26 protein-coding genes are annotated in these 26102 nt (G+C 60.1%); 17 read left to right on the forward strand and 9 right to left on the reverse strand.

The features are described 5' to 3' along the window. The first annotated feature begins 98 nt into the window (after positions 1–98). Entirely contained in the window at positions 99–2300 is a 2202-nt protein-coding gene (gene recD2 / locus ACWUI2_RS06360; protein ID WP_486982018.1) for an SF1B family DNA helicase RecD2, read from the forward strand. After that, complete coding sequence (locus ACWUI2_RS06365; RefSeq protein ID WP_486982019.1) at positions 2297–2575, forward strand: Rdx family protein; 279 nt, start codon at positions 2297–2299, stop codon at positions 2573–2575. Before recD2 ends, ACWUI2_RS06365 begins: the two co-directional genes overlap by 4 nt. Positions 2576–2806: 231 nt before the next feature. On the opposite strand, the gene ACWUI2_RS06370 is transcribed toward ACWUI2_RS06365, so the two are convergent. After that, on the reverse strand, positions 2807–3139 hold the full coding sequence (locus ACWUI2_RS06370; RefSeq protein ID WP_486982020.1) for a hypothetical protein: 333 nt from the start codon (positions 3137–3139) through the stop codon (positions 2807–2809). Between ACWUI2_RS06370 and ACWUI2_RS06375 the strand changes: the two genes are divergently transcribed. From ACWUI2_RS06375 to argS, 4 genes are all read left to right on the forward strand, one after another. Next, complete coding sequence (locus ACWUI2_RS06375) at positions 3138–4274, forward strand: transposase (protein WP_486980878.1); 1137 nt, start codon at positions 3138–3140, stop codon at positions 4272–4274. The two genes, ACWUI2_RS06370 and ACWUI2_RS06375, sit on opposite strands and share 2 nt — an antisense overlap. Before the next feature lie 180 nt (positions 4275–4454). Continuing rightward, complete coding sequence (nuoH, locus tag ACWUI2_RS06380; RefSeq protein ID WP_486982021.1) at positions 4455–5546, forward strand: NADH-quinone oxidoreductase subunit NuoH; 1092 nt, start codon at positions 4455–4457, stop codon at positions 5544–5546. Positions 5547–5558: 12 nt separating this feature from the next. Further along, positions 5559–6095 (forward strand): NuoI/complex I 23 kDa subunit family protein, encoded by a 537-nt coding sequence (locus ACWUI2_RS06385; RefSeq protein WP_486982022.1) that lies wholly within the window; start codon positions 5559–5561, stop codon positions 6093–6095. A gap of 193 nt (positions 6096–6288) precedes the next feature. After that, the gene (argS, locus tag ACWUI2_RS06390; protein ID WP_486982023.1) at positions 6289–8046 is read left to right on the forward strand and encodes an arginine--tRNA ligase; all 1758 of its coding nucleotides are present in this window, start codon (positions 6289–6291) and stop codon (positions 8044–8046) included. A 1621-nt stretch (positions 8047–9667) separates the two neighbouring features. Here the strand turns inward: argS and ACWUI2_RS06395 are convergent. The 5 genes from ACWUI2_RS06395 to bcp all read right to left on the reverse strand — a co-directional run bounded on the left by ACWUI2_RS06395 (position 9668) and on the right by bcp (position 12597). After that, the gene (locus tag ACWUI2_RS06395) at positions 9668–10348 is read right to left on the reverse strand and encodes a Uma2 family endonuclease (RefSeq protein WP_486982024.1); all 681 of its coding nucleotides are present in this window, start codon (positions 10346–10348) and stop codon (positions 9668–9670) included. Positions 10349–10359: 11 nt separating this feature from the next. After that, positions 10360–10806: an ExbD/TolR family protein gene (locus tag ACWUI2_RS06400; protein WP_486982025.1), complete on the reverse strand. Its 447-nt coding sequence runs from the start codon at positions 10804–10806 to the stop codon at positions 10360–10362. A 43-nt stretch (positions 10807–10849) separates the two neighbouring features. Then, complete coding sequence (locus ACWUI2_RS06405; RefSeq protein WP_486982026.1) at positions 10850–11260, reverse strand: ExbD/TolR family protein; 411 nt, start codon at positions 11258–11260, stop codon at positions 10850–10852. Between the two features lie 117 nt (positions 11261–11377). After that, positions 11378–12121, reverse strand: coding sequence for a response regulator transcription factor (locus ACWUI2_RS06410; protein WP_486982027.1), 744 nt, complete (start codon positions 12119–12121; stop codon positions 11378–11380). 2 nt (positions 12122–12123) lie between these two features. Next, a complete protein-coding gene (gene bcp / locus ACWUI2_RS06415) occupies positions 12124–12597 on the reverse strand; it encodes a thioredoxin-dependent thiol peroxidase (protein ID WP_486982028.1) in 474 nt (157 codons plus the stop codon). A gap of 111 nt (positions 12598–12708) precedes the next feature. Here bcp and hisG point away from each other — a divergent pair, with 111 nt between their 5' ends. The 8 genes from hisG to ACWUI2_RS06455 all read left to right on the forward strand — a co-directional run bounded on the left by hisG (position 12709) and on the right by ACWUI2_RS06455 (position 19907). Beyond that, complete coding sequence (hisG, locus tag ACWUI2_RS06420; RefSeq protein ID WP_486982029.1) at positions 12709–13569, forward strand: ATP phosphoribosyltransferase; 861 nt, start codon at positions 12709–12711, stop codon at positions 13567–13569. Between the two features lie 15 nt (positions 13570–13584). Then, positions 13585–14445: a carbon-nitrogen hydrolase gene (locus tag ACWUI2_RS06425; RefSeq protein WP_486982030.1), complete on the forward strand. Its 861-nt coding sequence runs from the start codon at positions 13585–13587 to the stop codon at positions 14443–14445. A gap of 30 nt (positions 14446–14475) precedes the next feature. Next, positions 14476–15519: an agmatine deiminase family protein gene (locus tag ACWUI2_RS06430; protein ID WP_486982031.1), complete on the forward strand. Its 1044-nt coding sequence runs from the start codon at positions 14476–14478 to the stop codon at positions 15517–15519. Positions 15520–15666: 147 nt separating this feature from the next. Next, positions 15667–17010: a thymidine phosphorylase gene (locus ACWUI2_RS06435; RefSeq protein ID WP_486982032.1), complete on the forward strand. Its 1344-nt coding sequence runs from the start codon at positions 15667–15669 to the stop codon at positions 17008–17010. Positions 17011–17068: 58 nt separating this feature from the next. Then, the gene (nadC, locus tag ACWUI2_RS06440; RefSeq protein WP_486982033.1) at positions 17069–18004 is read left to right on the forward strand and encodes a carboxylating nicotinate-nucleotide diphosphorylase; all 936 of its coding nucleotides are present in this window, start codon (positions 17069–17071) and stop codon (positions 18002–18004) included. A 35-nt stretch (positions 18005–18039) separates the two neighbouring features. Next, positions 18040–18873 (forward strand): histidinol-phosphatase, encoded by an 834-nt coding sequence (locus tag ACWUI2_RS06445; protein ID WP_486982034.1) that lies wholly within the window; start codon positions 18040–18042, stop codon positions 18871–18873. A 40-nt stretch (positions 18874–18913) separates the two neighbouring features. Then, entirely contained in the window at positions 18914–19396 is a 483-nt protein-coding gene (locus ACWUI2_RS06450; protein ID WP_486982035.1) for a hypothetical protein, read from the forward strand. A 19-nt stretch (positions 19397–19415) separates the two neighbouring features. After that, complete coding sequence (locus ACWUI2_RS06455; RefSeq protein ID WP_486982036.1) at positions 19416–19907, forward strand: gluconokinase; 492 nt, start codon at positions 19416–19418, stop codon at positions 19905–19907. A gap of 685 nt (positions 19908–20592) precedes the next feature. Here the strand turns inward: ACWUI2_RS06455 and ACWUI2_RS06460 are convergent. From ACWUI2_RS06460 to ACWUI2_RS06470, 3 genes are all read right to left on the reverse strand, one after another. Beyond that, a complete protein-coding gene (locus ACWUI2_RS06460) occupies positions 20593–21537 on the reverse strand; it encodes a shikimate dehydrogenase family protein (RefSeq protein WP_486982037.1) in 945 nt (314 codons plus the stop codon). Continuing rightward, positions 21497–22366 (reverse strand): transglutaminase-like domain-containing protein, encoded by an 870-nt coding sequence (locus ACWUI2_RS06465; protein ID WP_486982038.1) that lies wholly within the window; start codon positions 22364–22366, stop codon positions 21497–21499. The genes ACWUI2_RS06460 and ACWUI2_RS06465 overlap by 41 nt, the downstream gene beginning before the upstream one ends. A gap of 454 nt (positions 22367–22820) precedes the next feature. Continuing rightward, complete coding sequence (locus ACWUI2_RS06470) at positions 22821–23543, reverse strand: YggS family pyridoxal phosphate-dependent enzyme (RefSeq protein ID WP_486982039.1); 723 nt, start codon at positions 23541–23543, stop codon at positions 22821–22823. A gap of 34 nt (positions 23544–23577) precedes the next feature. Here ACWUI2_RS06470 and ACWUI2_RS06475 point away from each other — a divergent pair, with 34 nt between their 5' ends. The 3 genes from ACWUI2_RS06475 (at position 23578) to ACWUI2_RS06485 (ending at position 26065) form a co-directional block, all read left to right on the forward strand. Further along, on the forward strand, positions 23578–24486 hold the full coding sequence (locus ACWUI2_RS06475; RefSeq protein WP_486982040.1) for a LysR family transcriptional regulator: 909 nt from the start codon (positions 23578–23580) through the stop codon (positions 24484–24486). 586 nt (positions 24487–25072) lie between these two features. Further along, positions 25073–25741 (forward strand): adenylate kinase family protein, encoded by a 669-nt coding sequence (locus tag ACWUI2_RS06480; protein ID WP_486982041.1) that lies wholly within the window; start codon positions 25073–25075, stop codon positions 25739–25741. A 150-nt stretch (positions 25742–25891) separates the two neighbouring features. Continuing rightward, positions 25892–26065, forward strand: coding sequence for a DUF1328 domain-containing protein (locus ACWUI2_RS06485; RefSeq protein ID WP_486982042.1), 174 nt, complete (start codon positions 25892–25894; stop codon positions 26063–26065). The last annotated feature ends 37 nt before the right edge of the window (positions 26066–26102 follow it).

The following is a 26102-nucleotide window of genomic DNA, read 5'->3' on the forward strand; positions in this document are numbered from 1 at the left end:
ATCGGGAACGATGCGGGGGATTGGCGCGTTTTCGGCTCCTTCATCTACCTCTTCCTTCCTCGTTCATAATTCATCATTCGTAATCATAATTCTCTTCCGTGTCTGGCGATAATTCCAAGGGAGCGGCGGTTTCCGAGAGCAACGGCTTGGTCGGGGTGCTCGAGCGGATCATTTTCTTCAACGAGGAAAACCATTTCTGCATCGCGGAATTGCGGCCCGACCGTCAGCAGGCGGCGGTGACGGTGACCGGGGCGTTGCCGGGCGTGCAGTGCGGCGAGACGCTGCGGTTGGAAGGGGAATGGGTGCGGCACCCGCAGCATGGGCGTCAGTTCAAGATCCGCGGGTTTTCTTCGCAGTTGCCGGCTACGGTGTATGGAATTCGCAAATACCTCGGGAGCGGTCTGGTGCCGGGGATCGGGAAGGTTTACGCCGACAAGATCGTCGATCAGTTCGGGACCGATACCTTCCGGGTGATCACCGAGGAGTCGGCGTTGTTGCGGAAGGTCCCGGGGATCGGCAAGACCCGGGCGGTGGCGATCAAGAAGGCCTGGGACGACCAGCAGGCGGTGCGGGAAGTGATGATGTTTCTCCAAACCTACGGGGTTTCGACCGGGCAATGCGTCCGGCTGGTGAAGCGCTATGGGAACGAGGCGCAGCAGATTTTGCGCAACGACCCCTACCGGATCGCCCGGGAAATCGATGGGATCGGGTTCAAGACCGCCGACCGCATCGCGATCAACCTCGGGTATGCCAACGACAGCCCCCCCCGGCTCGACGCCGGGATTCTTTACGCGCTCGGGGAACTGGAGGGGGAAGGCCACACCTGTTACCCGAGGAAGGAATTCGCCGATCACGCGGCCGGACTCCTGGAGGCGCCGCATGACAAGATCTGCGCCCGGATCGACGCGTTGCTGGAGGGCCGGACTCTGGTGGCGAACCCCGGTCCCGAGGAGGAGCCGATGTTGCAAACCGTGAGCCTCGACCGGGCGGAGCGCAAAATCGCCGCTTCGGTGGAGGCGATCCTGGGCGGCGCTTCCTCTCTGCCGCCGATCAAAGTGGAAAAGGCGTTGGAATGGGCGCAGGACAAGGCCGGGTTCGCCTTCGCCCCGGAGCAGACGATGGCGTTGCGCAACGCCCTGACCCATAAGTTCTCGATCATAACCGGCGGTCCGGGCACCGGGAAAACGACGATTTTGCGGGCCTTGGTGGCTATTTTGAAGGTGAAAAAAGTCCGGATCCAGATGGCGGCCCCGACCGGCCGGGCGGCCCAGCGGATGGCGGAGACGGCCGGATCCTACGCCCAGACCATCCACCGGTTGCTCAAATTCGACCCGGCGGAAGGCGGGTTCACGGTGAACGAGGAGCATCCGATGAAGGCCGATTTCGTCATCGTCGACGAAAGCAGCATGCTCGACACCCGGTTGGCGGCAAACCTCCTGCAGGCGATCCCCGACCGGGCCCACTTGGTGCTGGTCGGCGACATCGACCAGTTGCCCTCGGTCGGACCGGGGAACGTCCTGCGCGATTTGATTCAAAGCGGTCGCCCCCGGGTGACGCGGTTGGAGTCGGTTTTCCGTCAGCGGCAGGAAAGCCACATCGTCCGCACCGCCCATGCGATCAATCGCGGTCAGGTCGGAGTGCCGGCGATCGTGAAAAATCCGTCGGAGTTGGACCCGGAGGCCGATCTCGGGTTCGTCTATTCGGCCGACCCGGCGGACTGTTTGGAAAAAGTCCTGGAAATCTGCCTCGAACTCCTGCCCCGCAAGTGGGGGATCGATCCCCGGTCGGAGGCGCAGGTGCTGGCCCCGATGCACCGCGGGGTGGCCGGGGTCGGCAACCTCAACGCCGCCCTGCAGCAGGCGATTAACGGCAAGAGCCGCGGCCTGAACACCGCGGCGGGGATGTTCCGGGAAGGGGACAAGCTGATCCAGTTGAAGAACAACTACGACAAAGGGATTTTCAACGGCGACCTCGGGACGGTGGTCGGGGTGGCTCCCGAAAGCGGGCAATTGACGGCGGAATTCGACGGAGCCCGGCATGTGTTCGAGCGGTCGGAGCTGGGAGACCTCAGCCTCGCTTACGCGATCAGCATCCACAAATCCCAAGGAAGCGAATACCCGGTGGTGATCGTGCCGCTGTTGAAGCAGCATTACATGATGTTGCAGCGCAATCTCCTCTACACCGCCGTCACCCGCGGCCGGAAGAAAGTGATCCTCGTCGGCGACCCGGCGGCCTACGCCATGGCGGTCAGCAATTTCACGACGAAGGAGCGCCACACGAACCTGGGAAGAAAATTATGAAACCACGAGTGGAAGTTGAATATTGCACCCAATGCCGCTGGTTGTTGCGGGCGGCCTGGCTGGCGCAGGAGTTGTTGACCACGTTTGTCGACGACCTGCGGGAAGTGGCGTTGATGCCGGGAAAAGGAGGGGTCTTTGCGGTCCGGATCGAGGGGCAAACGATCTTTTCCCGGGCGGAGAAAGGACGTTTCCCGGAAGCCAAGGAGCTGAAGCAGTTGGTCCGCGACGTCGTCGCTCCGGACCGCGACCTCGGCCACAGCGACCGAAGAGAATGATGAATTGGGAATGATGAGAAAGAGCCGGGGACACCTCGGTGGATTTTTTTGCGCAAGTTCCGGTTCAGCCGCTCTTTTCCGGATGTCCGGGACCGCATGAATGCGGGACTCCAACTCGCCTCCGCGTCTTTGATCGACAACGGAGGCTGGGCGAATTCATCCGGCCGGTTTTGTTGGAGCAAGTTCCGGCTTTAGCCTAATGCCATTGCCTAATTACCGGGAAATTTTTTCTCAAAGTTTGAAGAAAAAGGTGTACAAAATTGTACACTTTTGCTTTTGAATGGAAATGGCACAGTCATTTCCTTTCTCATTTCTATTTTCATCGGACCATCTCGCCGGGCTTTCGGCGCTGGGCAATGGTTTGCGCAGCGTGCTGGAGTCGAAGGCTTCCGAGCGCAGGCGCGGGCGTCCGCCTTTGAACCCGTTGGCGAATCTGCTGTGCGCGCAGACCCTGCGTATGATGAAACGCTTCGGAAGCGTGGCCGATTGCCATGCCGCCGCGACGGGCCGCGAGCTTGCCGGGAGTTGCATCTCGCGCAGGCTCAGACGGGTGGACCAAGCCATGTTGAAACAAATCAATGAGGTGGTGCTGCAGCCGAAGGCCGATCCGGAAAGCCACCCGGAGAGCTTTTACAAAGGCTGGAGGTTGGCCGGACTCGACGGGACGGCCTTCACGCTTCAGAACTGCGAAAAGATCCTCGAGACATTCCCCAAGGGAAGCAATAAACCCCGGAAGGCAGCCGGGAAATCCGGAGCTTCCCGGGGCGGCGAATACGGGTTTTCAAAAATCAACGCCTGCGCGCTGGTGGAATTGGGGACGCACGCTCCATTGGCCGCCGAAATCGGCCTGGATCGGGAAGGGGAACTGACGCTGGCCTACCGGTTGATCGCGAAGATAGGGCGAAAGATGCTGCTGCTGGCCGATTCCCTCTACGGGTGCGGAGCGTTTCTCCAGCCCCTCCACCATCATTGCCAAGGGGAGGGAGCGGCGTTTGCCATTCGGGTGCTTCCCTCACAGACGAGCGTCCCTGTGCGCGAACTCGGCGACGGCTCCCGGTTGGTCAAAGTGAAGATCCGCAGCCGCAAGCGTGCCGAAGACATCGTCGAAGAAATCATCGTGCGCGAGATCACTTACACCGTCGAATCGACCGACGAAAACGGGAAAACGACACGCAAGAGTTGCCGGTTGTGGACCAACCTGCTCGATCCCGAAATCTATCCCGCGTTGGAGTTGGCCACGCTGCTCACGCGCCGCTGGGAACACGAGATCTATTACGGCGAAGCCAAGGGGATGCTCCGCCACAAATACCTCGAAAGCCAATTGCCGGAAACCGCGGCCGTCGAAATCACGGCCCTGTTGTGGGCGAGTTCGATCCTGGCCGACGCAAGGGCCCAGGCCGCCAAAGAGGGACCGGAGCCGACCGATGTCGTTTCTATCAGTTTTTCAAAGACGCACCAGGCTGTGGAGAACGCAATCTGGCTGATATCCGTCGGACAGGAAATCCTCTCCGGAAACCAAATCGACGAAATAATCTCTAACGAGTTCAACGCCTTACGTGAACGCATCCTCAAACCCAGGCGGCAAAGACGCTGCCCCAGAAAGGTGAGGCGAAAACAGACCCACTGGAAGAAACTCGTCAAACGAACCGAATCGAAGCCCAACCCAGTCATAACACTGGCCGACCAAACCAAAACCTGATTTAGGCAATGGCATTAGGCTTTAGCCGGTCTTTCCCGGATGTCCGGACCGCATGAATGCGGGACTTGCTCCAACTCGCCTTCGCATTCTTCCCTCACTTCCTGATTCATAACTCATAATTCATAATTTTCTTCCCTCGACACCGTCGAGGGGGTGACTCTATGGTTTAGGATTCTCCTTATGGACGTGACGTATGTAATTCTCACCGTGGCGAAGGCGGTCGCCGTCGTGGTGGTTCTGATGAGTTTTTGCGCCTACGCGGTATTGGCCGAACGTAAGGTTTCGGCGTGGATCCAAGGCCGGGTCGGGCCGAACCGGACCTCCTTGCCGCTGATCGGTTCGATCCCGGTGCTCGGTCCGTTTCTGACCCGCCTGGGGATTTTCCAACCGACAGCCGACGGTTTGAAGTTCCTCTTCAAGGAAGACGTGGTTCCGGCCCACGTGAACAAGTTTTACTACATTCTCGCTCCGATCCTGGCTTTGGTGCCGGCGTTGACGACGGTGGCGGTGCTTCCGTTCGGGCAATTCATCGATGCGGCGGGGCAGGTGCAACCGTTGGTGTTGGCCCACGTCGATATCGGGATTCTCTTTATTTTGGCGGTCTCGTCGCTCGGGGTTTACGGGATCGTGTTGGCCGGATGGGCTTCCAACAGCAAATACCCGTTTCTCGGCGGGGTCCGGGCTTCGGCGCAGCTGATCTCCTACGAGCTGGCGATGGGCCTGTCGATTTTGCCGGTGTTCATGTGGTCGGCGGGGGTCGGGGGACTCGGGTTGAGCCTGTTCCAGGTGGTCGAGTCGCAGCAGATGCTATGGATCGGGATCTGGCAGCCGTTGTCGGCGTTGATTTTCATGGTGGCCCTTTTCGCGGAGACGAACCGTTTGCCGTTCGACATGCCGGAAGCGGAGACGGAGCTCGTCGGCGGTTTCCACACCGAATACAGCAGTTTCAAGTTCGGCCTCTTTTTCGTGGCGGAGTATGCCCATATCATCATCGGCTCGGCGGTGATGGTGGTTCTTTTCCTCGGCGGCTGGCATCCGTTGCCGTTCGTGCCGTTGAATGTCGAAGGGATTTTGGGCGGGGTACTTTCGGTGCTGATCTTCCTCGCGAAGGTCTTCGCCCTGGTATTCTTCTTCATCTGGGTGCGCTGGACGCTGCCACGGTTCCGTTACGACCAAGTGATGAACCTCGGCTGGAAAATTCTGTTGCCGCTCGCCCTGGCGAATCTGGTGTTTAACGCCATCCTGATTGCCTTGTGGGATACGGTATTCTAAGTTTGTTCGCTTATGGCATTGGTTATAGAAAGAAAGCCGCTTTCCTGGCTTGAAAGAACCTATCTTCCGCAGATCTTCGGTGGGCTGAGGATCACTTTTCGCCATCTGTGGAAGAAGCCGGTCACCCTCCAGTATCCGGAGGAACGGCCGACCTTGCCGCGCGGTTACCGCGGGGTGCCGACGTTGGTCCAGGATCCGAACGGCCGGACCAAATGCGTCTCGTGCCAGCTTTGCGAATTCGTTTGCCCTCCGAAGGCGATTCGGATCATCCCGGGGGAAATCCCGCAGGACGCGCCGACCGCCCACGTCGAAAAGGCTCCCCAGGAGTTCGAAATCGACATGCTCCGCTGCATTTATTGCGGCTTCTGCCAGGAGGTTTGCCCGGAGGAGGCGATTTTCCTCCAGAACGTTTTTTCGGTTACGGGCTACACCCGCGACGAGTTCAAATACAAGAAGGAAAAACTCCTGGAGCTCGGCGGCACCTTGCCGGACCAGCATTTTAAGTGGGACAAAAAGCGCCGGGCCGAAGAAGCGGGCAACGCCCACTGAGGCGGGTCGGCTTTCCGTATTCGTTGGAGCAAGTTCCGGCTTCAGCCGGTCTTTTCCGAACATCCGGACCGCATAAATGCGGAACTCCAACGTGCGTCCGTATCTTTGGCCCAACGCCGAGATGCGCGGGTCGTGTATTCGATTCGCGAACTTCGCCCTTGCAGATGGCGGCGCAGTCTTTTCGATTGCTGGGATGGATATCTGGTTCAATCTCGCTGAAGGAATCGATGGGCGCGTCCGGGCCGCCGCCGCGACGGTCGATGGTTTCGATGACACCTTCTCGCCCGACGTGCGCCTGGCCGATCCGCGGTTTGGCGATTTTCAGGTGAACGGTGTTTTGCCGTTCGCGAAAAAGAACCGGAAGAATCCCCGCGAACTCGCCCAGCGGTTGGTCGCCGCCCTCGCAGAGACCGATATCGATCCGGATCTGCTGACCCTCGAGATCGCCGGTCCGGGGTTCATCAATTTCACCTTCACTCCGCGTTTTCTGATCGAGTGGTTGAAGAAGTTCCGCAGCCGCGACGATCTTCACCAGGCGGCCTCGGCGATTTACCGGGGGAAACGGGTGGTGGTCGACTACGCCGGCCCCAACACCGCGAAGCAGATGCACGTCGGCCATCTTCGGTCGATGATCGTCGGGGAGAGCGTCTGCCGGTTGCTCGAATTCTGCGGGGCCGAAGTGGTGCGCGACAACCACATCGGCGACTGGGGGACGCAGTTCGGGAAGTTGATTTACGCGTATAAACGGTTCCTCGATCCGGAAGCGCTGGAGCGGGAGCCGCTGGAGGAGTTGGAACGTCTTTATAAGAAAGGGGACGCCGAAACCAAGGCGAGCGAGGAGGCGTTGGAGGAGGCCCGCCAGGAATTGGTGAAACTACAAGGGGGCGACGAGGAAAACCTCGGTCTTTGGGAGCGGATCACCGAAATCAGCGCGCGTGCGTTCAATGACATCTACGAAAAGCTCGGGCTGCGGTTCGATTCGCAACTCGGCGAAAGTTTTTACCGCGACAAAGTCGACGAAGTTTACCGGGAATTGACCGACGCCAAACTGGCCGAAACCAGCGAAGGGGCGTTGGTGGTGTTTCATCCGGAGCACCCGCGGTTCGCCACCCAACCGTTCATCATCCGGAAGCGGGACGGGGCGAGCAACTACGCCTCGACCGACCTCGCCACCGTGCTTTACCGGGTGCGGGAGTCGTCGGCCGAAAGTATCATTTACGTCACCGATTCCCGGCAGCAGGACCATTTTCAGCAGCTCTTCCTGACCGTGACCAAATGGTTCGAAAAGACCGGTCGCCCGGTGCCGGAGTTGCGTCACATCTGGTTCGGCACGGTGCTTGGGGAGGATGGAAAGGCGATCAAGACCCGGTCGGGCGATCCGATCAAACTGAAGGACCTCCTGCGCGAAGCCGAAGAGCGGGCGTTTGAGATCGTGACCGAGAAAAATCCGTCGTTGCCGGAGGAGGAGCGTCGGGAAATCGCCTCGACGGTCGGAATCGGGGCGGTCCGTTACGGGGATTTGAGTCAAAACCGGACCGGCGACTATGTATTCGCCTGGGACCGCTTGCTCAGTTTCGACGGAAACACCGCGCCGTATCTCCTGTATGCGGTGGCCCGGATCAACAGCATTTTCGCCAAGCTCGGCGACGAAGCGGGCGGAAGCGACGAGGCGGCTAGTCCGTTCGAGACGGAGACTGAGATCGCCCTTGCCCGAAAGTTGCTCGGCTTCGTGTCGGTGCTGAACATGGCAATCGACGATTTGCGTCCGCACTACGTCTGCACTTATCTCTTCGAATTGGCGGGAAGTTTCAGCAGTTTTTACAACGCCGACCGGGTAATCGCCGACGACCCGGCGGTCCGGGCTCGCCGCCTGGTGCTGTGCCGGAGAACCCAAGTGATCCTGGAGACGGGCTTGCAGCTGTTGGGGATCCAGCCACTGAAGCGGATGTAGTCGGAGAGAAAAGTGGGAGAGGCGTCCCGCCTCTGCGCAGAGTAAGAGTTGCGGCTGCAAAGGCTGGCGGATGAGAAGGCTTGGGGACCGAACGGAGCCGGGACGGCCCCGTCACTTTGGGGCTCATACGCCAACGGCGTTTCGTCCTTCAGCCCAGGGTTGCCGCGCGAAAGCGGGGCTACCCTGGGCTTGGTCGCGAGATGATCTACCTCGAAGAGGTTGCGCCCTTGCCCCGATGGTGGACCGAATGCGGGCGGAACCGCGTTGCGGTTCGTGGCCGCGGGAATCGTTTCCCAGGGTAGGCTTCATTTCCCAGGGTAGTACCTCGTTTCACTCGGCTCAACCCTGGGCTGGAGGGCGTAAGCCCGTTGGGCTATGGGACTCTGGTTCTGCTGTAAGATCCAAAGGCCTCAAAGTGGGGGAGGCGTCCAGCCTCAGCGCGTGGGTTTCGGGGGAGGGACCAGCTCCGTCTGGTCCGATGGGGCGCGGGAACCGCACGGAGCCGGGACGGCCCCGTCACTTTGGGGCTCATACGCCAACGGCGTTTCGTCCTCCAGCCCAGGGTTGCCGCGCGAATGCGGGGCTACCCTGGGTCTTGGTCGCGAGACGATCTACCTCGAAGAGGTTGCGCCTTTGCCTCGATGGTGGACCGAATGCGGGCGGAACCGCGTTGCGGTTCGTGGCCGCAGGAATCGGTCCCCAGGGTAGGCTTCGTTTCCCAGGGTAGGACCTCGTTTCACTCGGCTCAACCCTGGGCTGGAGGGCGTAAGCCCGTTGGGCTATGGGACTCTGGTTCTTGCCGTAAGATCCAAAAAAGGCCCCAAAGTGGGGGAGGCGTCCCTTGGGGATGAGAAGGCTTGGGAACCGCACGGAGCCGGAACGGCCCCGTCACTTTGGGGCTCATACGCCAACGGCGTTTCGTCCTCCAGCCCAGGGTTGCCGCGCGAATGCGGGGCTACCCTGGGTCTTGGTCGCGAGACGATCTACCTCGAAGAGGTTGCGCCCTTGCCCCGATGGTGGACCGAATGCGGGCGGAACCGCGTTGCGGTTCGTGGCCGCAGGAATCGGTCCCCAGGGTAGGCTTCGTTTCCCAGGGTAGGACCTCGTTTCACTCGGCTCAACCCTGGGCTGGAGGGCGTAAGCCCGTTGGGCTATGGAACTCTGGTTCTTGCCGTAAGATCCCAAAAAGGCCCCAAAGTGGGGGAGGCGTCCCTTGGGGATGAGAAGGCTTGGGAACCGAACGGAGCCGGGACGGCCCCGTCACTTTGGGGCTCATACGCCAACGGCGTTTCGTCCTTCAGCCCAGGGTTGCCGCGCGAAAGCGGGGCTACCCTGGGCTTGGTCGCGAGATGATCTACCTCGAAGAGGTTGCGCCCTTGCCCCGATGGTGGACCGAATGCGGGCGGAACCGCGTTGCGGTTCGTGGCCGCGGGAATCGTTTCCCAGGGTAGGCTTCATTTCCCAGGGTAGAACCTCGTTTCACTCGGCTCAACCCTGGGCTGGAGGGCGTAAGCCCGTTGGGCTATGGGACTCTGGTTCTGCCGTAAGATCCAAAGGCCCCAAAGTGGGGGAGGCGTCAAGCCTTGGCGCAGAGCAAGAGGCTGAGGGTGAGGTCAGATAGCTAGGTCCGGCGGGTGACGCCGGCGTAGAGGTCGGCGAAGGAGAGGACGAATTGAAGGAGGGGCAATTCCAGTTTGGCTTCGGGGCCGTCGGCGGCGGTGACGACGGTCGGTTTCCAGTCGGCGGAGCGGCGGTAGATTTCCACCCGGGGAACGCTTTGGGCGATCAAGACGTAGGAATCGAGGCTCGGAAGTTGACGGTAGGCGAAGAACTTTTCGCCGCGGTCGATCCGTTCCGTGCCGGGAGACAACACTTCGACGATGACGCTTGGTTTCGTGATGAAAAACCGGTCGCGGTCGGAGGGATCGCAGGCGACCACGATGTCGGGATAGTAAAAAACGTCGTCGCTCGCTCCTTCGATCCGGACCTTCATGTCCGCCATGAAGGCTTCGCAGGGCCGGCCGCGTAAGTGGACGTTGAGGGCGGCAGCGAGATTGAGGGCGATTCGATTATGCTCGCGACTGCCGCCCCCCATGGCGAAGGTTCGGCCACGGACGTATTCATGGCGCAGATGCGAGCCTTCTTCCCGCTTGAGATAATCCTCGACGCTGAGCGCTGGGGCGATGTCTCCGCCGGTTCCCATGGTATCACTATCGGTGATCGGATCGATCGGATCAACCAGGAAAAGTGGTCGAGTTTCGTCCGGATCTTCGTTCCATTGTCTTGGTTGGGCGTTTTCCATAATTGTGTTTTTTATTCCCCTCCCTCCAACGCAAAGTTGACGGCGGAGATTCCGGCGGCGGAGCAGGCGTCCATTACCCGGACGATCGCTTGATGGGTGGCGCGGGGGTCCGGTTGGATCGTCACCGACGCGTCGACCCGGTTGGCTTCGCTCGCTTGGCGGAAGCGGGTCAGCATTGCGGTCAATTGCATCAGGCGCCCGGAGCCGGAGGTGTCGTATTCGAAGTCGTTCACCACGACGCCGCCGTCGGCCCGGATTTCGATGATTTGTTCGTCGGGCATGGTGATGGGGTCCGTTTGCTCGACGACTCCGGGGAGTTGGAAGGAGATGTCGGCTTCCTGTCGGTCGAGGGTGGAGCTCACCATGAAGTAGATCAGCATCAGGAAGACGCAATCGATCATTGGGGCGATCGCCATCTCGGGTTTCTTCGATTTCCGTTTGCGAAGGAGGACGGCCATGGGATTAAAAAGGGGTTCAGCCGAGAGGTTGGAATTGCCCCGCTCAGCGCGACTGGTGGGTGGAATAGATGACGTCGACCGCCCCGGCTTCGGCGCAGGCGCGGAGAACCGGTTGAATCTGTTCGAAACGGGTGGCGCGGTCGGCCCGGACCTGGACCCGGAGGCGGGGTGTTTCCCGGAGTTCGCGGGCGAGTTCCTCTTTCAGTTGGGCGGAGTCGACCGGGCGCGCCCCGAGAAACACGGAACCGTCGGCTTGGATCGAGACGACCCGGCGGTCGGCCAGGTCGCGGGGGACTTTGCTTTCGTCGGATTCGGCGAGGTCGACCTCAACGCTTTTGTCGGCTTGGGCGAGGGAGCTGACGCACATGAAGAAGACGAGCAACAGGAAGACCATGTCGATCATCGGGGCCATTTGGAAGTCTTCGGTTTCTCGCTTGCGGCGGGGAATTTTCATGGGGCGGCGGAGGGGATAAAACAGATCAGGGCATCACGAATGAAGAAAAACCGGAATCGAGGCAAACCTCAAATTCCGGTTTTATTTCAAACCGTGGGGCGGATTTCGCGGGGGGGCTTAGCCGTTGTTGGCCACGTTCTCGGGGTCGTAGATGTAGCCGACACCGTGGATGGTGTTGAACGGGCGTAAATCGCAACCGTTTTGGGTAAACCGGTCGCGGATCTTGACGATGTATTGGTCGAGAGAGCGGCTGCGGACGTCGGCATGAATTCCCCAGACGGAATGGATCAGACTCTTGCGGGTGAGGACCACGCCTTTGTTGCTCCAAAGATAAGTGAGAATGCCGAGATCTTTGCGGCCGATTTTGCCGGAGGTTCCGTTGGGGAAATGGACTTCCATCCGTTGCGGATTGATAGTCGCGCCGCAGAAATCGAACGGGTCCTCGGTCAGGCTGGCGTTTTTCGTGACCTTATGATCGCCGACGGTTTCGGCTCGCCGGAGGACGGCTTGAACCCGGGCGATGAGTTCGGCGAAGCTGAACGGTTTGGTGATGTAGTCGTCGCCTCCCATGGTGAGGCCTTTGACGATGTCCATTTCCGAGCTGCTTCCGGTGACGAAGATCGTCGGGACGTTGATGTCGTGCTGCTTCAATTCTTCGACCAGGGAGAAGCCGTTGCGGTCGGGGAGTCCGAGGTCAAGCAGCAGCAGGTTGGCGAAGTTGTTGCGGAGGAAGCGCAGGGCATGGGCGCCGTCGTGGCAGACCATGGTGTTCATGTCGGCTGCTTCCAGTCGTTCGGCGGTGAGGGCGGCGAGTTCTTTTTCGTCTTCGACAATGACGATTAAAGGTTTGGGCGAGCTCATCGTTAAACTCCGACGTCCTCCAAGATCTCCTGCGCGTGTTCTTCCGGTTTCACTTTGGGATACACCCGGGCGATCTTCCCCTCGGGATCGACGACAAACGTCACCCGGTGGACCCCTTCGAAATCGCGGCCCATAAAACTTTTCGAGCCCCAGACTCCGAACGCTTTAGCGATTTCGTGTTTTTCGTCGGAGGCCAGTGGAAATGGCAGATGGAACTTTTGCCGGAACCGTTGGTGCGAGTCTTCGTTGTCGGGACTGACCCCGATCACGGTGACGCCACGTTTCTCGTACTCGGAGTGGTGGTCGCGGAAACCGCAGGCCTCTTTGGTGCAGCCGGGGGTATCGTCCTTGGGGTAAAAGTAAACAACGTAATACCCTCCCGCGAGCTCCCGGGTGTGGCGGGCAGTGCCGTCGACTTCCTGAAAAGAGAATCCTGGAGCGGGATCTCCCTCGCGTAGTAATGATAAACTGGACATAGTTATTTTGGCGTAGCTTAGCCGGACTGAACGAGTTGTCAAAAAAAATGGCTTGTCCCGATCCGGCTTTGGCACTGTCCTGATCGGGTGCTGGAGACGCAACCATTTCTGATGATCGGACTTCCCAAGGGAAGTCTGCAGGAGGCTACTTTGAAGCTGTTCGAGAAGGCGGGATTCAATATCACCACCAGTTCTCGTTCCTATAAGCCGGCGATCGACGATCCCGATCTTGACGGGCGGTTTGTCCGGGCCCAGGAAGTGAGCCGGTATGTGGAGCATGGTTACTTCGATTGCGGTCTGACCGGTCACGATTGGATCGTGGAGAACGACTCCGATGTCGTCGAGGTCTGCGACCTGATTTACAGCCGCGCTTCTTCGGTGGTTTCACGTTGGGTGCTGGCGGTGCCGGAAAATTCGGAAATCCGCACGGTGGAGGATCTCGCGGGAAAGCGGATCGCCACGGAAGTGGTGAACATCACCCGGAGATTCCTGGCCGAGCGAAACGTCCAGGCGGAGGTCGAGTTTTCCTGGGGGGCGACGGAGGTGAAGGTGCCGGATTTGGTCGACGCGATCGTGGATTTGACGGAGACGGGCGGGTCGTTGCGCGCCAACAAACTCCGGATCGTCGACACGCTTTTGAAGACCAACACCAAGTTCGTCGCCAACAAAGCCAGTTGGGAGGATCCGAGGAAACGGAAGAAAATCGAAAACATCGCTCTGTTGTTGACCGCGGCTCTGGAAGCTCAGGATAAAGTCGGTTTGAAGTTGAACGCCCCCAAGGATCAGGTGGATAAGCTGCTGGAACGGTTGCCGTCGTTGCGCAATCCGACCATATCCCCCTTGAGCACCCCCGATTGGGTGGCGCTCGAAACGATCATCGACGAACGGGTGGTGCGCGAAATCATCCCGATGTTGAAGGAACTTGGTGCCGAAGGAATCATCGAGTATCCCTTGAATAAAGTGGTGTATTGATCCTTCTTTGACCGAATGAAAGTCCAAACCGCTCTCATCCAGTTGCGTTGCACCTGGGACAAAGAACAAAACCTCGCACGGACGATTGAGAAAATCCGGGAGGCCGCCGCCGCGGGTGCCCAGGTAATTTGTCTCCAGGAGTTGTTTTTGACTCCGTATTTTTGCCAGAAGGAGGATGCGAGTCTCTTCGCCCTGGCGGAAGCCGTTCCGGGGCCGACCACCGAAGTTTTGTCGAAGGTGGCAGCGGAAAACAACTGCGTGATTATCGCCTCCCTCTTCGAGAAGCGGGCGCCGGGGCTCTATCATAATACGGCGGCCGTGCTCGACGCCGACGGGACCTACCTCGGGAAATACCGGAAAATGCATATTCCGGACGATCCGTATTTCTACGAGAAATTCTATTTCACCCCCGGCGACCTGGGGTATCGCACGTGGGAAACGCGTTTCGGCAAGATCGGAGTCTGTGTTTGCTGGGATCAATGGTATCCCGAGGCGGCCCGACTGACCGCTTTATCGGGAGCCCAAATGCTCTTTTACCCCACGGCGATCGCATGGATCCCGCCGGAAAAAGCAAAATACGGCGAGGCCCAGCACACTGCCTGGGAGACCGTGCAACGGGGCCATGCCGTCGCCAACGGTTGTTATGTTTTCGCCGCCAACCGGGTCGGATTGGAGGACAACCTCGAATTTTGGGGCCAGTCTTTCGCGGTCAATCCCTATGGCCAGATCATGAAAAAGGGGTCGGTCGACCAAGAGGAAATCCTCCACATCGAGTGCGACCTTGCCTTGTTGGACGAAGTCCGCTGCAACTGGCCGTTTTTCCGGGACCGCCGGATCGAGACCTATGCGCCGATCCAACAACGGTTCATTGATTGACGGTGGTCCGGTAGAATTTTTTCGACGCGCATGAGCAACGACAATACGCCCGCCGCCCACGGCTTTCGCCTTCCCGCCGAATGGGAACCGCAGGAAGCGGTCTGGCTTTCCTGGCCGGTCAACCGCAATAGTTGGCCCGGTCACTTCGAACCGGTGCCGGAAAAATTCGCCGAAATCGCCGCCGCCATATCCCGGTATCAAAAGGTCCGGATCAATTGCTCGCGCGATCTCCAAAAGGAAGCCCGCCGCCTCCTCGAGCGGGCCAAGGCCGACGACGCTCGGGTGGAGTTTTTCGATCACCCGACCAACGACGCCTGGTGCCGCGACCACGGGCCGATCTTTATCAAGAACGACCGGACGGGCGAAGTGGCGCTGACGGACTGGCAATACAATGCCTGGGGCGGCAAGTATCCGCCTTACGACAAGGACAACCAGATTCCCCGCCTGATCGCCGAGGCGCTGGGCTTGCGGCGGTTCGAGATTCCCATGGTCCTGGAAGGAGGGTCGATCGAGACCGACGGCGCCGGCCAGTTGTTGACCACCGAGGCCTGTTTGCTCAACGAAAACCGCAACCCCTCGTTCTCCCGGGAGCAAATCGAAGAACAATTGCGCCTCAATTTCGGCGTCGACCGAATCCTCTGGTTGAACGATGGGATCGTCGGTGACGACACCGACGGCCACATCGACGACCTCTCGCGGTTTTATCGGCCGGACGCGATCGTCACGGTTCGGGAGAACGATAAGAAGGATCCGAACCATTTGATTCTGGAGGAAAACTGGGAGCGCCTCGGGGAGTTGCGCACCCGGGAGGGACGCCCGTTCGAGTTGACCGCCCTTCCGATGCCGGACCCGGTTTATTGCGATGGGGAGCGGTTGCCCGCCAGTTACGCGAATTACCTCATCGTCAATGAGGCGGTTCTCCTGCCGGTGTTTCGACAACCCCGCAAGGACGGCGAGGCGATTGAAATCCTCCGGGGCTGTTTTCCGAAACGGGAAATCGTGCCAATTGATTGCGTCGAGCTGGTCCTCGGGCTTGGAGCGCTTCATTGTATCTCCCAGCAGCAGCCTGCTTAAACGGTGCAAGCCGCTGCCATTATTACACTTTTAATGCCCGGGCAAGCCGCCTTTTAAAAAAAAACTCGACTTTTGAAATGCAATAGGCTTATGATAAGCGGCTTACGTTTAGGGGGGCTGAGCCACTTATTGTAAAACCACTATTGTATGAGAAAGAAAGCAATTGCCGGGCGTAAATTTATCAAGCCGTCGTATTCTTATCTGATTGAGAAGAAACGGGATGGCGGCGAGTTCAGCCAGGAGGAGATCCGTTACATCGTCGATTCGATGTTGGATGGCGAGATGCCTCGCTTCCAAATGGCCGCCTTGGCCATGGCCATCTATTTCCAGGGAATGTCCGCCCAGGAAACGGCGACGCTCACAGAGGAGATGATGTTGTCGGGGGAGGTGATTGACCTTTCCCGGATCGCCAAGCCGAAGATCGATAAATATTCGACGGGTGGCGTCGGCGATAAGTCGTCGATGGTCCTCGTGCCGCTGGCCGCGGTGAGTGGCGTGGTGATGCCGATGATGTGCGGCGTCGACGAGGATTTTGTCATCAGCACGTTGGACAAATTGAGCGCGATCCCCGGTTTCAACACCACGCTGTCGATCGACAAGTTCTCCCGCCAACTGAACGACTTGAACTGCGCAATCATCAAGCAGAGCAAAGAGATTTCGCCCGCCGAGGCGGTTCTTTACGAGTTGCGCAACGCCACCGCCACCATCCAGAGCCTTCCGCTGATCACCGGCGGGGTGTTGAGCAAAAAGTTGGCCGAAGGGGCGGAAGGTCTGGTGATCGACGTCAAGTGGGGCAACGGTTCCTTCGTCCGCGATCTGGAGCAGGCGAAACAACTCGCCCGCTCGATGACCCGGGTCGGCCGTTCCATGAAACGCCGCTGCGTCGCCTTGGTCACCGATATGAACCAACCGCTCGGCGACACCGTCGGGACCGGGTTGGAAGTGCGCGAGGCAATCCAATTGCTGAAGGGAGAAGGCCCGGAGGATTTGCAGGAACTGGTCTTGAAACTCGGTATGGAGATCGTTCGTTTGGCCGGCGTGGCCGGATCGACTTTGTCGGCCAAGCAAACCGTCCAACGGCACCTGACCGACGGCACCGCCCTCGAACGTTTCAAGGAAATGGTCGCCGCCCAAGGGGGGGACACCAGTTATATCGACAATCCCGACAAATTCCCGGTTGCCAAACACGTTCGGAAACTGCCCGCCCCGAAACGGGGTTACGTCCATACCATCAATGCGGCGATGATCGCCCGTGGGGTCAGCCTTCTGGGCGCCGGACGAGACGGGGGCGCGGCCAACATCGACCATGCCGTCGGCGTGTCGGAAATCAAGAAGGTGGGAGCCCAAGTCAAGCAGGGCGAACCGCTGATGATGATCCATTACAACGACGAAGCGAAGTTGGAGAGCGCCTTGGAATATTTCAAAGCGGCTTACCGGTTGGCTCCGAAACGGCCGAATCCGACCCAACTGATCGTCGAACGGGTGGCGTAAAACGCCCCCGCGACCTTTCGGCTTTCCAGCTTTTTCCTTCCATGTCAGGTTGGGGGCCATGAAGCGAACCGACGCCGCGACCACGGCCCACATTTTCAGGCGATTGAATTGGGAGGATCTGGATCCTGCCTATTTGAAACAACTGGTGGCTTTGGCGCGGGCGGAGGATCTCGCCGGGGCGGGATTGCGGAATCGTCCCGGCGAAAACGAGGCGGTCGACATCACCACGGCCGCCATTCCGGTCGGTGGGCGGGTCTCCGCTTGTTTGGTGGCGCGGGAACCGCTGGTGGTCTGCGGCTTGCCGTTGGTCGGGCTGGTGTTGGAACAATACGGGGCTGGCGCCGAGGTGGAGTTGGCCGTCGCCGACGGCGACCGGGTGGAACGGGGGGATTGCCTCGCCACGGTGCGCGGACCGGCGAGTTTGTTGTTGGAAGCGGAACGGGTGATCCTGAACTTCCTGCAACACCTGAGCGGGATCGCCTCGGAGACGGCGGCGTATGTCACCGCCTTGGAAGGGGCGCCGACCCGGTTGCTCGATACCCGGAAAACGACCCCGGGTTGGCGGGTTTTGGAGAAATACGCGGTGGCGCGGGGAGGAGGTTGGAATCACCGGATCGGACTTTTCGACCGAGTGATGTTAAAAGACAACCATCTCGCCTTCGATGGGGCGACCGTCGGGGGACGGCTGGCCGGGGCGGTCCGGCGCGCCCGCGAAAAGGCCCCCGGGCGGGTCATCGAAGTTGAGGTCGATCGGTTGGACCAGATTCCGCCGGTGCTGGAAGCCGGGGCGGATGTCATTCTCCTCGACAACTTTTCCCTCGCCGGATTGGCCGATGCGGTTTCGCTGATCGGCGACCGCGCCTACACCGAAGCGAGTGGCGGGGTGACCTTGGCGAGTTTGCCCGCCCTCGGGCGGATCGGGGTCGATTTCGTCTCGTGCGGGGCGATCACCCATCAGAGCCGCTGGAAAGACATCGCCCTCGACGTTGAATAAACGCCGGAAGTGTGAAAGATGGGAGGTTGAATTCCATGAAGCGACTCTTGTACGAATCTCACATGCACACTCCCCTGTGCAAACACGCGGAAGGCGAGCCGGAGGAATACGCGGCGGTGGCGGAACAGCGCGGTTTGAAAGGGATCATTGTCACCTGCCACAACCCGATCCCGGGCGGTTGGTCGGCCGGGGTCCGGATGGCTCCGGACGAACTCGATACCTACGTGGCAATGGTTGACCGGGCCCGCCGGGAGTGGGAAGGACGGGTGGACGTCCGGCTCGGGCTCGAAAGCGATTTCGTGCCGGGGATGGAGACGTATTTGGAAGAGTTGCACGCCAGTTTGCCGTTGAACCACGTGCTCGGCTCGATCCATCCGCAGGTCGGGGAATACCGCAAGCGGTTCTTCAACGGGGATTGGTTCGAGTATCAGCAAACCTATTTCGACCACCTCGGGCAAGCCGCCGAGACGGGGCTGTTCGATACGTTGGCCCATCCCGATCTGGTGAAAAACATGTCGCCGGAGCATTGGGATCTGGACCGGATCTGGCCCGCTATCGAACGGGCGCTCGACCGGATCGCCGACAGCGGGGTGGCGATGGAGTTGAACACCTCGGGGGTCAACAAGCTTCTTCCGGAAATGAATCCGGGCCTGCGGATCCTCCGGGCGATGTCCGAGCGGGAAATTCCGGTGGTGGTCGGGGCCGACGCTCATGTGCCGACTCGGGTTGCCGACGGTTATGAAGAGGCGATCGACCTGTTGGGGGAGGCGGGCTACCGCAAAGTTTGCTATTTCCTGGAGCGGGTCCGTCAGGAAATCGACCTCGAAACCGCTCGTTCCAGTTTAAAAAAAAGCGAGGCAACTCAGTAGAGGCTGGCCTTTTAGGGAAAATCGTTGGTATAGTAAGTGCATGAATGCGCAACTCTCGTTTAACGCACTTTTTGTCCTGTATTCCGCCATCGCCGGCATTGTCGGCGCGATCGGAATGAGTTTGATTCTGGGATTGTTCGGCCGGGTCGGTTGGACCCGCGCCAACCTGGTGGTTGCGCTGGGCCATTTGTTCGTCCGCTCCGACAAGCAGGCGATCTTGGTCGGGGGACTGGTCCACTGTTTGGCGGGCGTGGTGTTCGCCCTGATTTACACCACGATCTTCATGCTCCTCGACCTGAGCACCTTCACCGGCATCCTCTTCGTCGGCCTCGGCCTCGGCTGGGGACATGGGATCGTGGCCAGCCTGATTTTCGTGGTTTCGACCGTGATTTCGAATCCGGACGGCGAATTCAAAAAAGTCCAATTCGCGGGCGGTCCGGCCTATTTCGTCGCCCATATGGTCTATGGCCTTTTGGTGGGCATGGTGATTGGTTTGACCCCGCTTTTGACCAACGGAGCCTGAGAATGGAGAACGGACGCCGATGATCGTCGTTTTGATGGGGGTGGCCGGATCGGGCAAGACCACCATTGGCGAATTGCTTTCCGCAAAACTGGAATGGCCGTTCTTCGACGCCGACGATTTCCATCTGGATGAGAACGTGGCCAAAATGGCCGCCGGGGTGGCGTTGACCGACGAAGACCGCTGGCCTTGGCTGGAGAAGATCCGGGAAAAGATGCGGACGGAGCAAGCGGCCGGCCGGAGCGCGATTTTCGCCTGTTCCGCCTTGAAGGAATCCTATCGGAGTTTTTTGCAGGAAGCCGGTCCGGACGTGAAGTTAGTTTATCTGAAAGGAGGCGCCGAGTTGATCGGAACCCGGATCGCCGGGCGGAAAAACCATTTCATGAAGCCCGAAATGCTGGCCGGTCAGTTGGAAGCCCTGGAAGAGCCCTCTGCAGAAATCGCCGTGGACGTCGCCCTTCCCGCCGAAGAAGTGGCGGACGAAATCATCCGGCGACTCGGGATCGGAGCCTGAGTTCAAGGCAAGAGAAAGTGGGGGAGGCGTCCCGCCTCTGCGCGGAGCAAAAGGCTGTGGCTGGTGAGAAAAGGAGCGGCGCGCTTCAGCCGCCGTCGTTGGCCGGGTGGAGTTTGGGGACGATCCTTGTGGCCGACGGGTCTTCGGAATCAGTCTGACTGTAGTCGGGTTTGGCTCCGCCGCCCGACGGCAGCGGCCGAAAACGTTCGAGTCGAAGTGTGATGTCGGTCGTCGCGATTGGGGTGAATGATTTCCGGTGTTGCGAGCACCACATGATGGGGCGGCAAAGCCAACCCCACAACTCATGGAGCTATCGTTGGGTGGGGAGCGGCGCGCTTCAGCCGCCGTGGTTGGCCGGATGGAGCTCGGGGACGATCCTCGTGGCCGCCGGCCTTCGGAGTCAGTCTGGCTGTAGTCGGGTTGGCTCCGCCGCCCGACGGCAGCGGCCGAAAACGTTCGAGTCGAAGTGTGATGTCGGTCGTCGCGATTGGGGTGAATGATTTCCGGTGTTGCGAGCACCACATGGTGGGGCGGCAAAGCCAACCCCACTACTCATGGAGCTATCGTCGGGTGGAGAGTGGCGCGCTTCAGCCGCCGTCGTTGGCCGGATGGAGTTTGGGGACGATCCCTTGGGCCGACGGTCTTCGGCTAAAGCACGAAGCTCCGGCTGGGGGGACGGCCCGGCTCAATCCAAGGCCGCCGCCGCCGCTTTTTCCATGACATCGGCGGGGACGGGGGCGTTGGACCAGATCTCCAGGGCGCGGACTCCTTGGTAAACCAGCATCGAAAGGCCGTTGGCGGACGGAAGTCCCCGGGAGCGGGCGGCGCGGATCAAGACCGGTTCGGCCGGGTTGTAGATCATGTCGTAAACCACAGTTTCGGCCGGAAAGGCGGTCAAGTCGACCGGCGCTTCATCCTCCGGGCGAAGGCCGGCCGAAGTGGCATTGACGATGATCGGAGCCGATTGAGGTTTCCAGGTTGAAGGAGGGCGCCGGAGGTCGAAGATTTCGATTTCGGTCGTTCCTCCAAGGCGTTCGAGGTCGCGCCGCAACGGTTCCAGTTTTTCCGGGGTCCGGTTGCCGAGGAAAAGTTTGCGGCAACCCTCCTGCACCGCCAAGACGGCGGCGGCGCGGGCCGCGCCTCCGGCGCCGAGCAGAACGAGGTCGGCCCCGCGCAGCATTTTGCCGAAGGCGTTTTCGATCCCTTGGGCCAGGCCGAAGCCGTCGGTGTTGAATCCATGGTAGCCGTCGGGGGTCCAGAGGAGGGTGTTGATGGCGCCGGTCGCCTCCGCCGCCGGGTCGATTCGATGGACCAGATCGACCGCGAGGATCTTGTGGGGAATGGTGAGATTGACCCCGAGGAATCGCTTTTCGTGGAGCAGGGGGAGAGCCCGGGAGAGATCCTCCGGGGGCACGGCGAACTTGAAATACCGCCAATCGGAAAACTTGGGGTCATTTTCCGCCATTCGCCGGAGAGCGGCGTTGTGCATCGGCGGACTGATCGAGTGCTTCACCGGAAACCCGAGGACCGCGAGCGAGGTTCCGGGAAAATCCCAGTGTTGCAGGTCGTCGAGGGTGAAGACGGTGGATTCAGGAGCGGACGTTGCGCTGGTGGGTGGCTTCGAACTCATGCACAAAGCTGGCAAACAGACGGGCTCGCTCAAGATTTTTCGCGATCGAATAATGGTTGGCCAGATTGCGGCAACACCGGCAAAGGACTTCGCGCACCGGGGTCGGGGTCAGGTAGCTCAGTTTCGGCGGCGTCTTGTTTTTCCGAAGTTGGGCGAAAATCTCCTCGCCGGTGCGGAAGGCTCCGCGGGCGAACGGATCGATGAAAAACGGCGGCGAATCCTCGTAGCAACCGATCATGAAATGTCCCGGCACCCCGACCGGTTCCAGAGTGAACCCGCAGCGCTGCGCCACCAAAATGTAAATGAGCGAAAGAGTGATCGGCAGGCCGCGCCGCTTGGCCAGCACTTCGCTGATGAAACTGTTGTTCGGGTCGGTGTAGTTTTCGACGTTGCCGCGAAATCCGTATTCGTGGAACAGTACCCGGTTGATCACCCGGCACCGCTCCTTGGCCGGCATCGGTGGAAACATCAACTCCCGGCAGCGGGCCGCCATTTCGTCGAGCTGACGGCAGGCCCCGCCGATGTCGAGGTCGGGGGCGACGGTCCGGTTTAGAAGAAGGGCTCCCGTCTCCAGTTCGTATTGCAGGGAGCGAATGAAAACTCGAAATTCCGCCACGGGATCGGAGAAATTGAGTTGGCGCAAAAACCAGGAAGCATGGAGCCCGAGGATCCGGTTGTCCCCTTGGTAAATCGCGCTTAAAAAGGAGATCCCCTCCTGGCCCAAGGCGGAAAATTCGTCGATCATCGCCTTGCGCACGGCCGGGGAGGAATCGTCCAGCAGGCGCGTCAGCGCCTCCTCCAACTGCGGCGTTAACCTCTTTGCGTCCACAAAAAGAGGATCGCGGAGAACGGTGTTCGACGCAACCAGAAACGGGACCCGCTTCCTCCGATTCCATCCAATTGGGGGAGTTCCCCATCGGGTGAATTCGGGAAATACCGGGCGGGTCGCGCTTTCCGTCGAGCTTGGAAGCATCGGTGCCGCGGCGTTTGCAAAGGGGAGTCACGCTTCGTATGTTGAAGCCGGACCGATCAAGAAAACGGCAGCAAGAAGAAACCGAAGATCGGAAACACGAACAAACTTAAGGGAGAACATCGATGAGTAAGACGACCACGATACTTTTGACTGTGGCGGTGGCCGGGGTGGCCTATCGCTTCCGCGGAGCCAAGGCGATCCTGCCCGCGGTGGCGTTGCTTCGCAAACTGACCCCTCGCTGATTCCCCGTAGGCTGAGGCCACTGGGGAATCCGCCCCCCGCCATGCCCGCAAACATGGCCGGGGATCGCTTACCGTTCCCGGGTGCCGTAGAGGGCGGTGCCGATGCGGACCAGAGTGGAGCCTTCGGCGATCGCCTCTTCGAGGTCGCCGGTCATGCCCATCGAGAGTTCCGGGAGAGGATGGCCGACGCGGGCTTGTAACTCGTCGCGCAATTGGCGGAGCCTGGCGAAGGCGGCCCGGGCCACATCGCGCGATTCGTCGAGGGGGGCGATCGTCATCAGGCCTTCGACCCGGAGGTGGTCGGACGCCATGGCCGCTTCGAGCAGGGAGGGGGCCTCCTCCACGGACTCGCCGAATTTGGCGGGGTCTTCCCCGGAGTTGACCTGCAGGAGAATCGGAAGAATTCGCCCCGCCTCCGCCGCGTGGCGGTCCAGGGCGTGCACCAATTTGATCCGGTCTACGCTTTGGATCCGGGCGAAGGTGCGGGCGGCGATCTTGGCCTTGTTCGATTGGAGATGCCCGATCAATTCCCATGGAATGGAGAGGTCCGCCGGGGCGCGGGCGATCTTGTCGACCGCCTCCTGTATCCGATTTTCCCCGACGCACGGGAGACCGGCGCGGGCGGCGTAGAGCGCGGCATCCACCGGATGGGTCTTGGTGACCGCCATCAGTTTGACATCCGCCGGATCGCGGCCGACCTCGCGGCACGCCGCGGCGATCCGCTCGCGGAGGGTGGCGACGCGCTCCAGGAAGCGCTCAAAGGGGAGCATTAGATTTTCTTCTTTAGTCATTGAATTCCGATAAGGATATTTTATCTTCCGCCTCATGCACGTGGAAAACTTCAAAATTTTCGCGGATTTGGTGGAAAGTGAAAGCTTTTCCAAGGCGGCGCGGTTGAATGGGATCACCCAGTCGGCGGTCAGCCAGCAACTCCGGGCCATGGAGCGCAACTTCAACGTTTTGGTCATCGACCGGAGCCAGAAGGGATTTCATCTGACCCGCGAGGGGCAGCGTCTCTACGAGGCGGCGAAAGACATCCTGCACGAATACGAGAAGCTCAGCAGCGAGTTGCAGGAAATGAAGAAGGTGATCAGCGGCACGATCCGTCTCGCCACGATCTACAGCATCGGGCTCCACGAGTTGCCCCCTTACATCAAACGCTTTTTGCAGGAGTTTCCGGCGGTGAACGTTCGGGTGGAATACCGCCGCTCGAACCTGGTTTACGAAGATATTCTGCACAATTCGGTCGATCTCGGATTGGTGGCGTTTCCGAACAAGACGCGGCAGATCCAAGTGGTGCCGTTTCGGGAGGACGAGTTGGTGCTGATTTGCCCGCCGCAGCATGCGTTGGCCGAGGCGAAATCGGTCAAAGTCGAGGATCTGGCCGGACATCGGTTCATCGGATTCGATCCGGACATCCCGACCCGGAAGGCGGTCGACGGCATTCTGCGGCAGCACAAGATCGAGATCGAGCCGGTGATGGAGTTCGACAACATCGAAACGGTGAAGCGGGCGGTTGAGATCGACGCCGGCGTGGCGATCGTCCCGCGAGTGACGGTTTCCCAGGAGGTGAAGCAGGGGAGTTTGGTCGCCGTCAACCTCCGCGGCGGCACATATACCCGCCCGTTGGCGATTTTGTATCGGAAGAACCGGACCCTCACTCCGGCGATCAAGAAGTTCATCGAGATCCTGACCTCGAAGGCGCCGGAAACGGACGTCATCGCCGTCGGTTGACGGGGAATAAGGAACAATTCGGCTCTGGTCGGGGTGGGGGCGGATTTCTCGCGACAGGACACAATGCGCGCTGCCTTCCCGCACGACAATCCCTGACCCGATCGGGTCAGGGATTGTCGTGCGGGAAGGCGGGACTTCCTCTTTCTTATGAACTTCACTGTTCATGCGAGTTGGGAGGCGATCCGGTTTTCGCGCGAAGCGCTTTGGAGTGCGGTGCGTCCCTGCACCGCTTTCCGAATGACCAACGATGGCCGCACGCCCGGCAGCCATTCGACGGCCGGAGCCCTTCCGCGCGCTCGAAAGCTCCGCGGGGACGCGGAGCACTCCAAAGAGGCTTCGCCTCGAAAAGCAGTTTCATTCCATGGTGTTCATCGGGCGCGGCCCGGACCCTGGCTTATATGGGGATAGAAGTTTTCTCCGGGAGCGGGTGCAATCGACGCCCGAAGGTGGGCAACTCGCGGTGAGTGTGTGCGGTTTTGGCGCGGTATGCTGGAGGCGAATCCGCAAATCCATTACGCCGATGACACTCGCTCATGATCGCGCCGCCTGGTTGAAGGGTGGCATAGCCAGATGCAGCAAACCGCCGATGAGGGTGTCCGATCCGAAGCGACTGATTCTCCTCGGAGCCCCCGGGGCGGGCAAAGGGACCCAGGCCGAGCTCTTGAGTCGCGGACTCGGGGCTTGTCAGCTTTCGACCGGCGATATTTTCCGGGCGGCCAAGACGCTGTCCGCCACCGATCATACCTCCGCGGTCCGGTCCGCCTTGGAGGTGATGGCCCAAGGGGGATTAGTCAGCGACGGGACAGTTTTGGAAATGGTGCGGGAACGTGTCCGTTGCCTCCGGTGTCGCGGCGGAATTCTCCTCGATGGTTTTCCCCGGACGGTGGCGCAGGCGACCGCCCTGGAAGCGTTGTTCGCCGAGGAGAAGATCAAGCTCGATGCGGTGCTCTGTTACGAAATGCCGTTGGAAGCGATCGCCAAGCGGCTCGGGGGGCGGCGGACCTGCGTGGCGTGCAAGGCGGTTTACCATGTGGAGACCAATCCTCCGGCGGTCGCGGGAGTGTGCGACGGCTGCGGGGAGGAGTTGATCATCCGTCAGGACGACGCTCCGGAAGCGATCCGGGTCCGGATGGAGGCTTATCGGAAGAGCACCGCGCCGTTGATCGATTTTTACCGGGAGCGGGGTTTGCTGCGGGAGATTTCGGCGCTCGGGACGCCGGAAGAAATCTATCGGCGGACGCTGCGGTTGTTGTAGGCGGTTTTCCGTCGGAGGGTTTCGGGGAAACCCGGAGTCGAGGGGTTGGCTCTTACATTTGGGCCAGTTCCGAGTAAGTTCCTCTATAAGCAAAGGGAATCGTGGAGATGCGACTTCCCGCAACGAATTAACATACGAAAGGAGGAACATATGCTTGGATGGGCACTGACATTTTTGGTAATCGCGATCATCGCCGGCGTGCTCGGCTTCACAGGAATCGCGGGAGCGGCGGCGACGATCGCCCAAGTGCTTTTCTTCCTGTTCCTGGCGGTTTTCATTGTGATGCTGATCGCCGGAGTGGTGACAGGGAAAAAGCTATTTTAGCGACTGTGCTAGGTTAGGGAAACGGGTAGCCGCCGGG

It is taken from the genome of Verruconatronum alginivorum, from assembly GCF_056590205.1.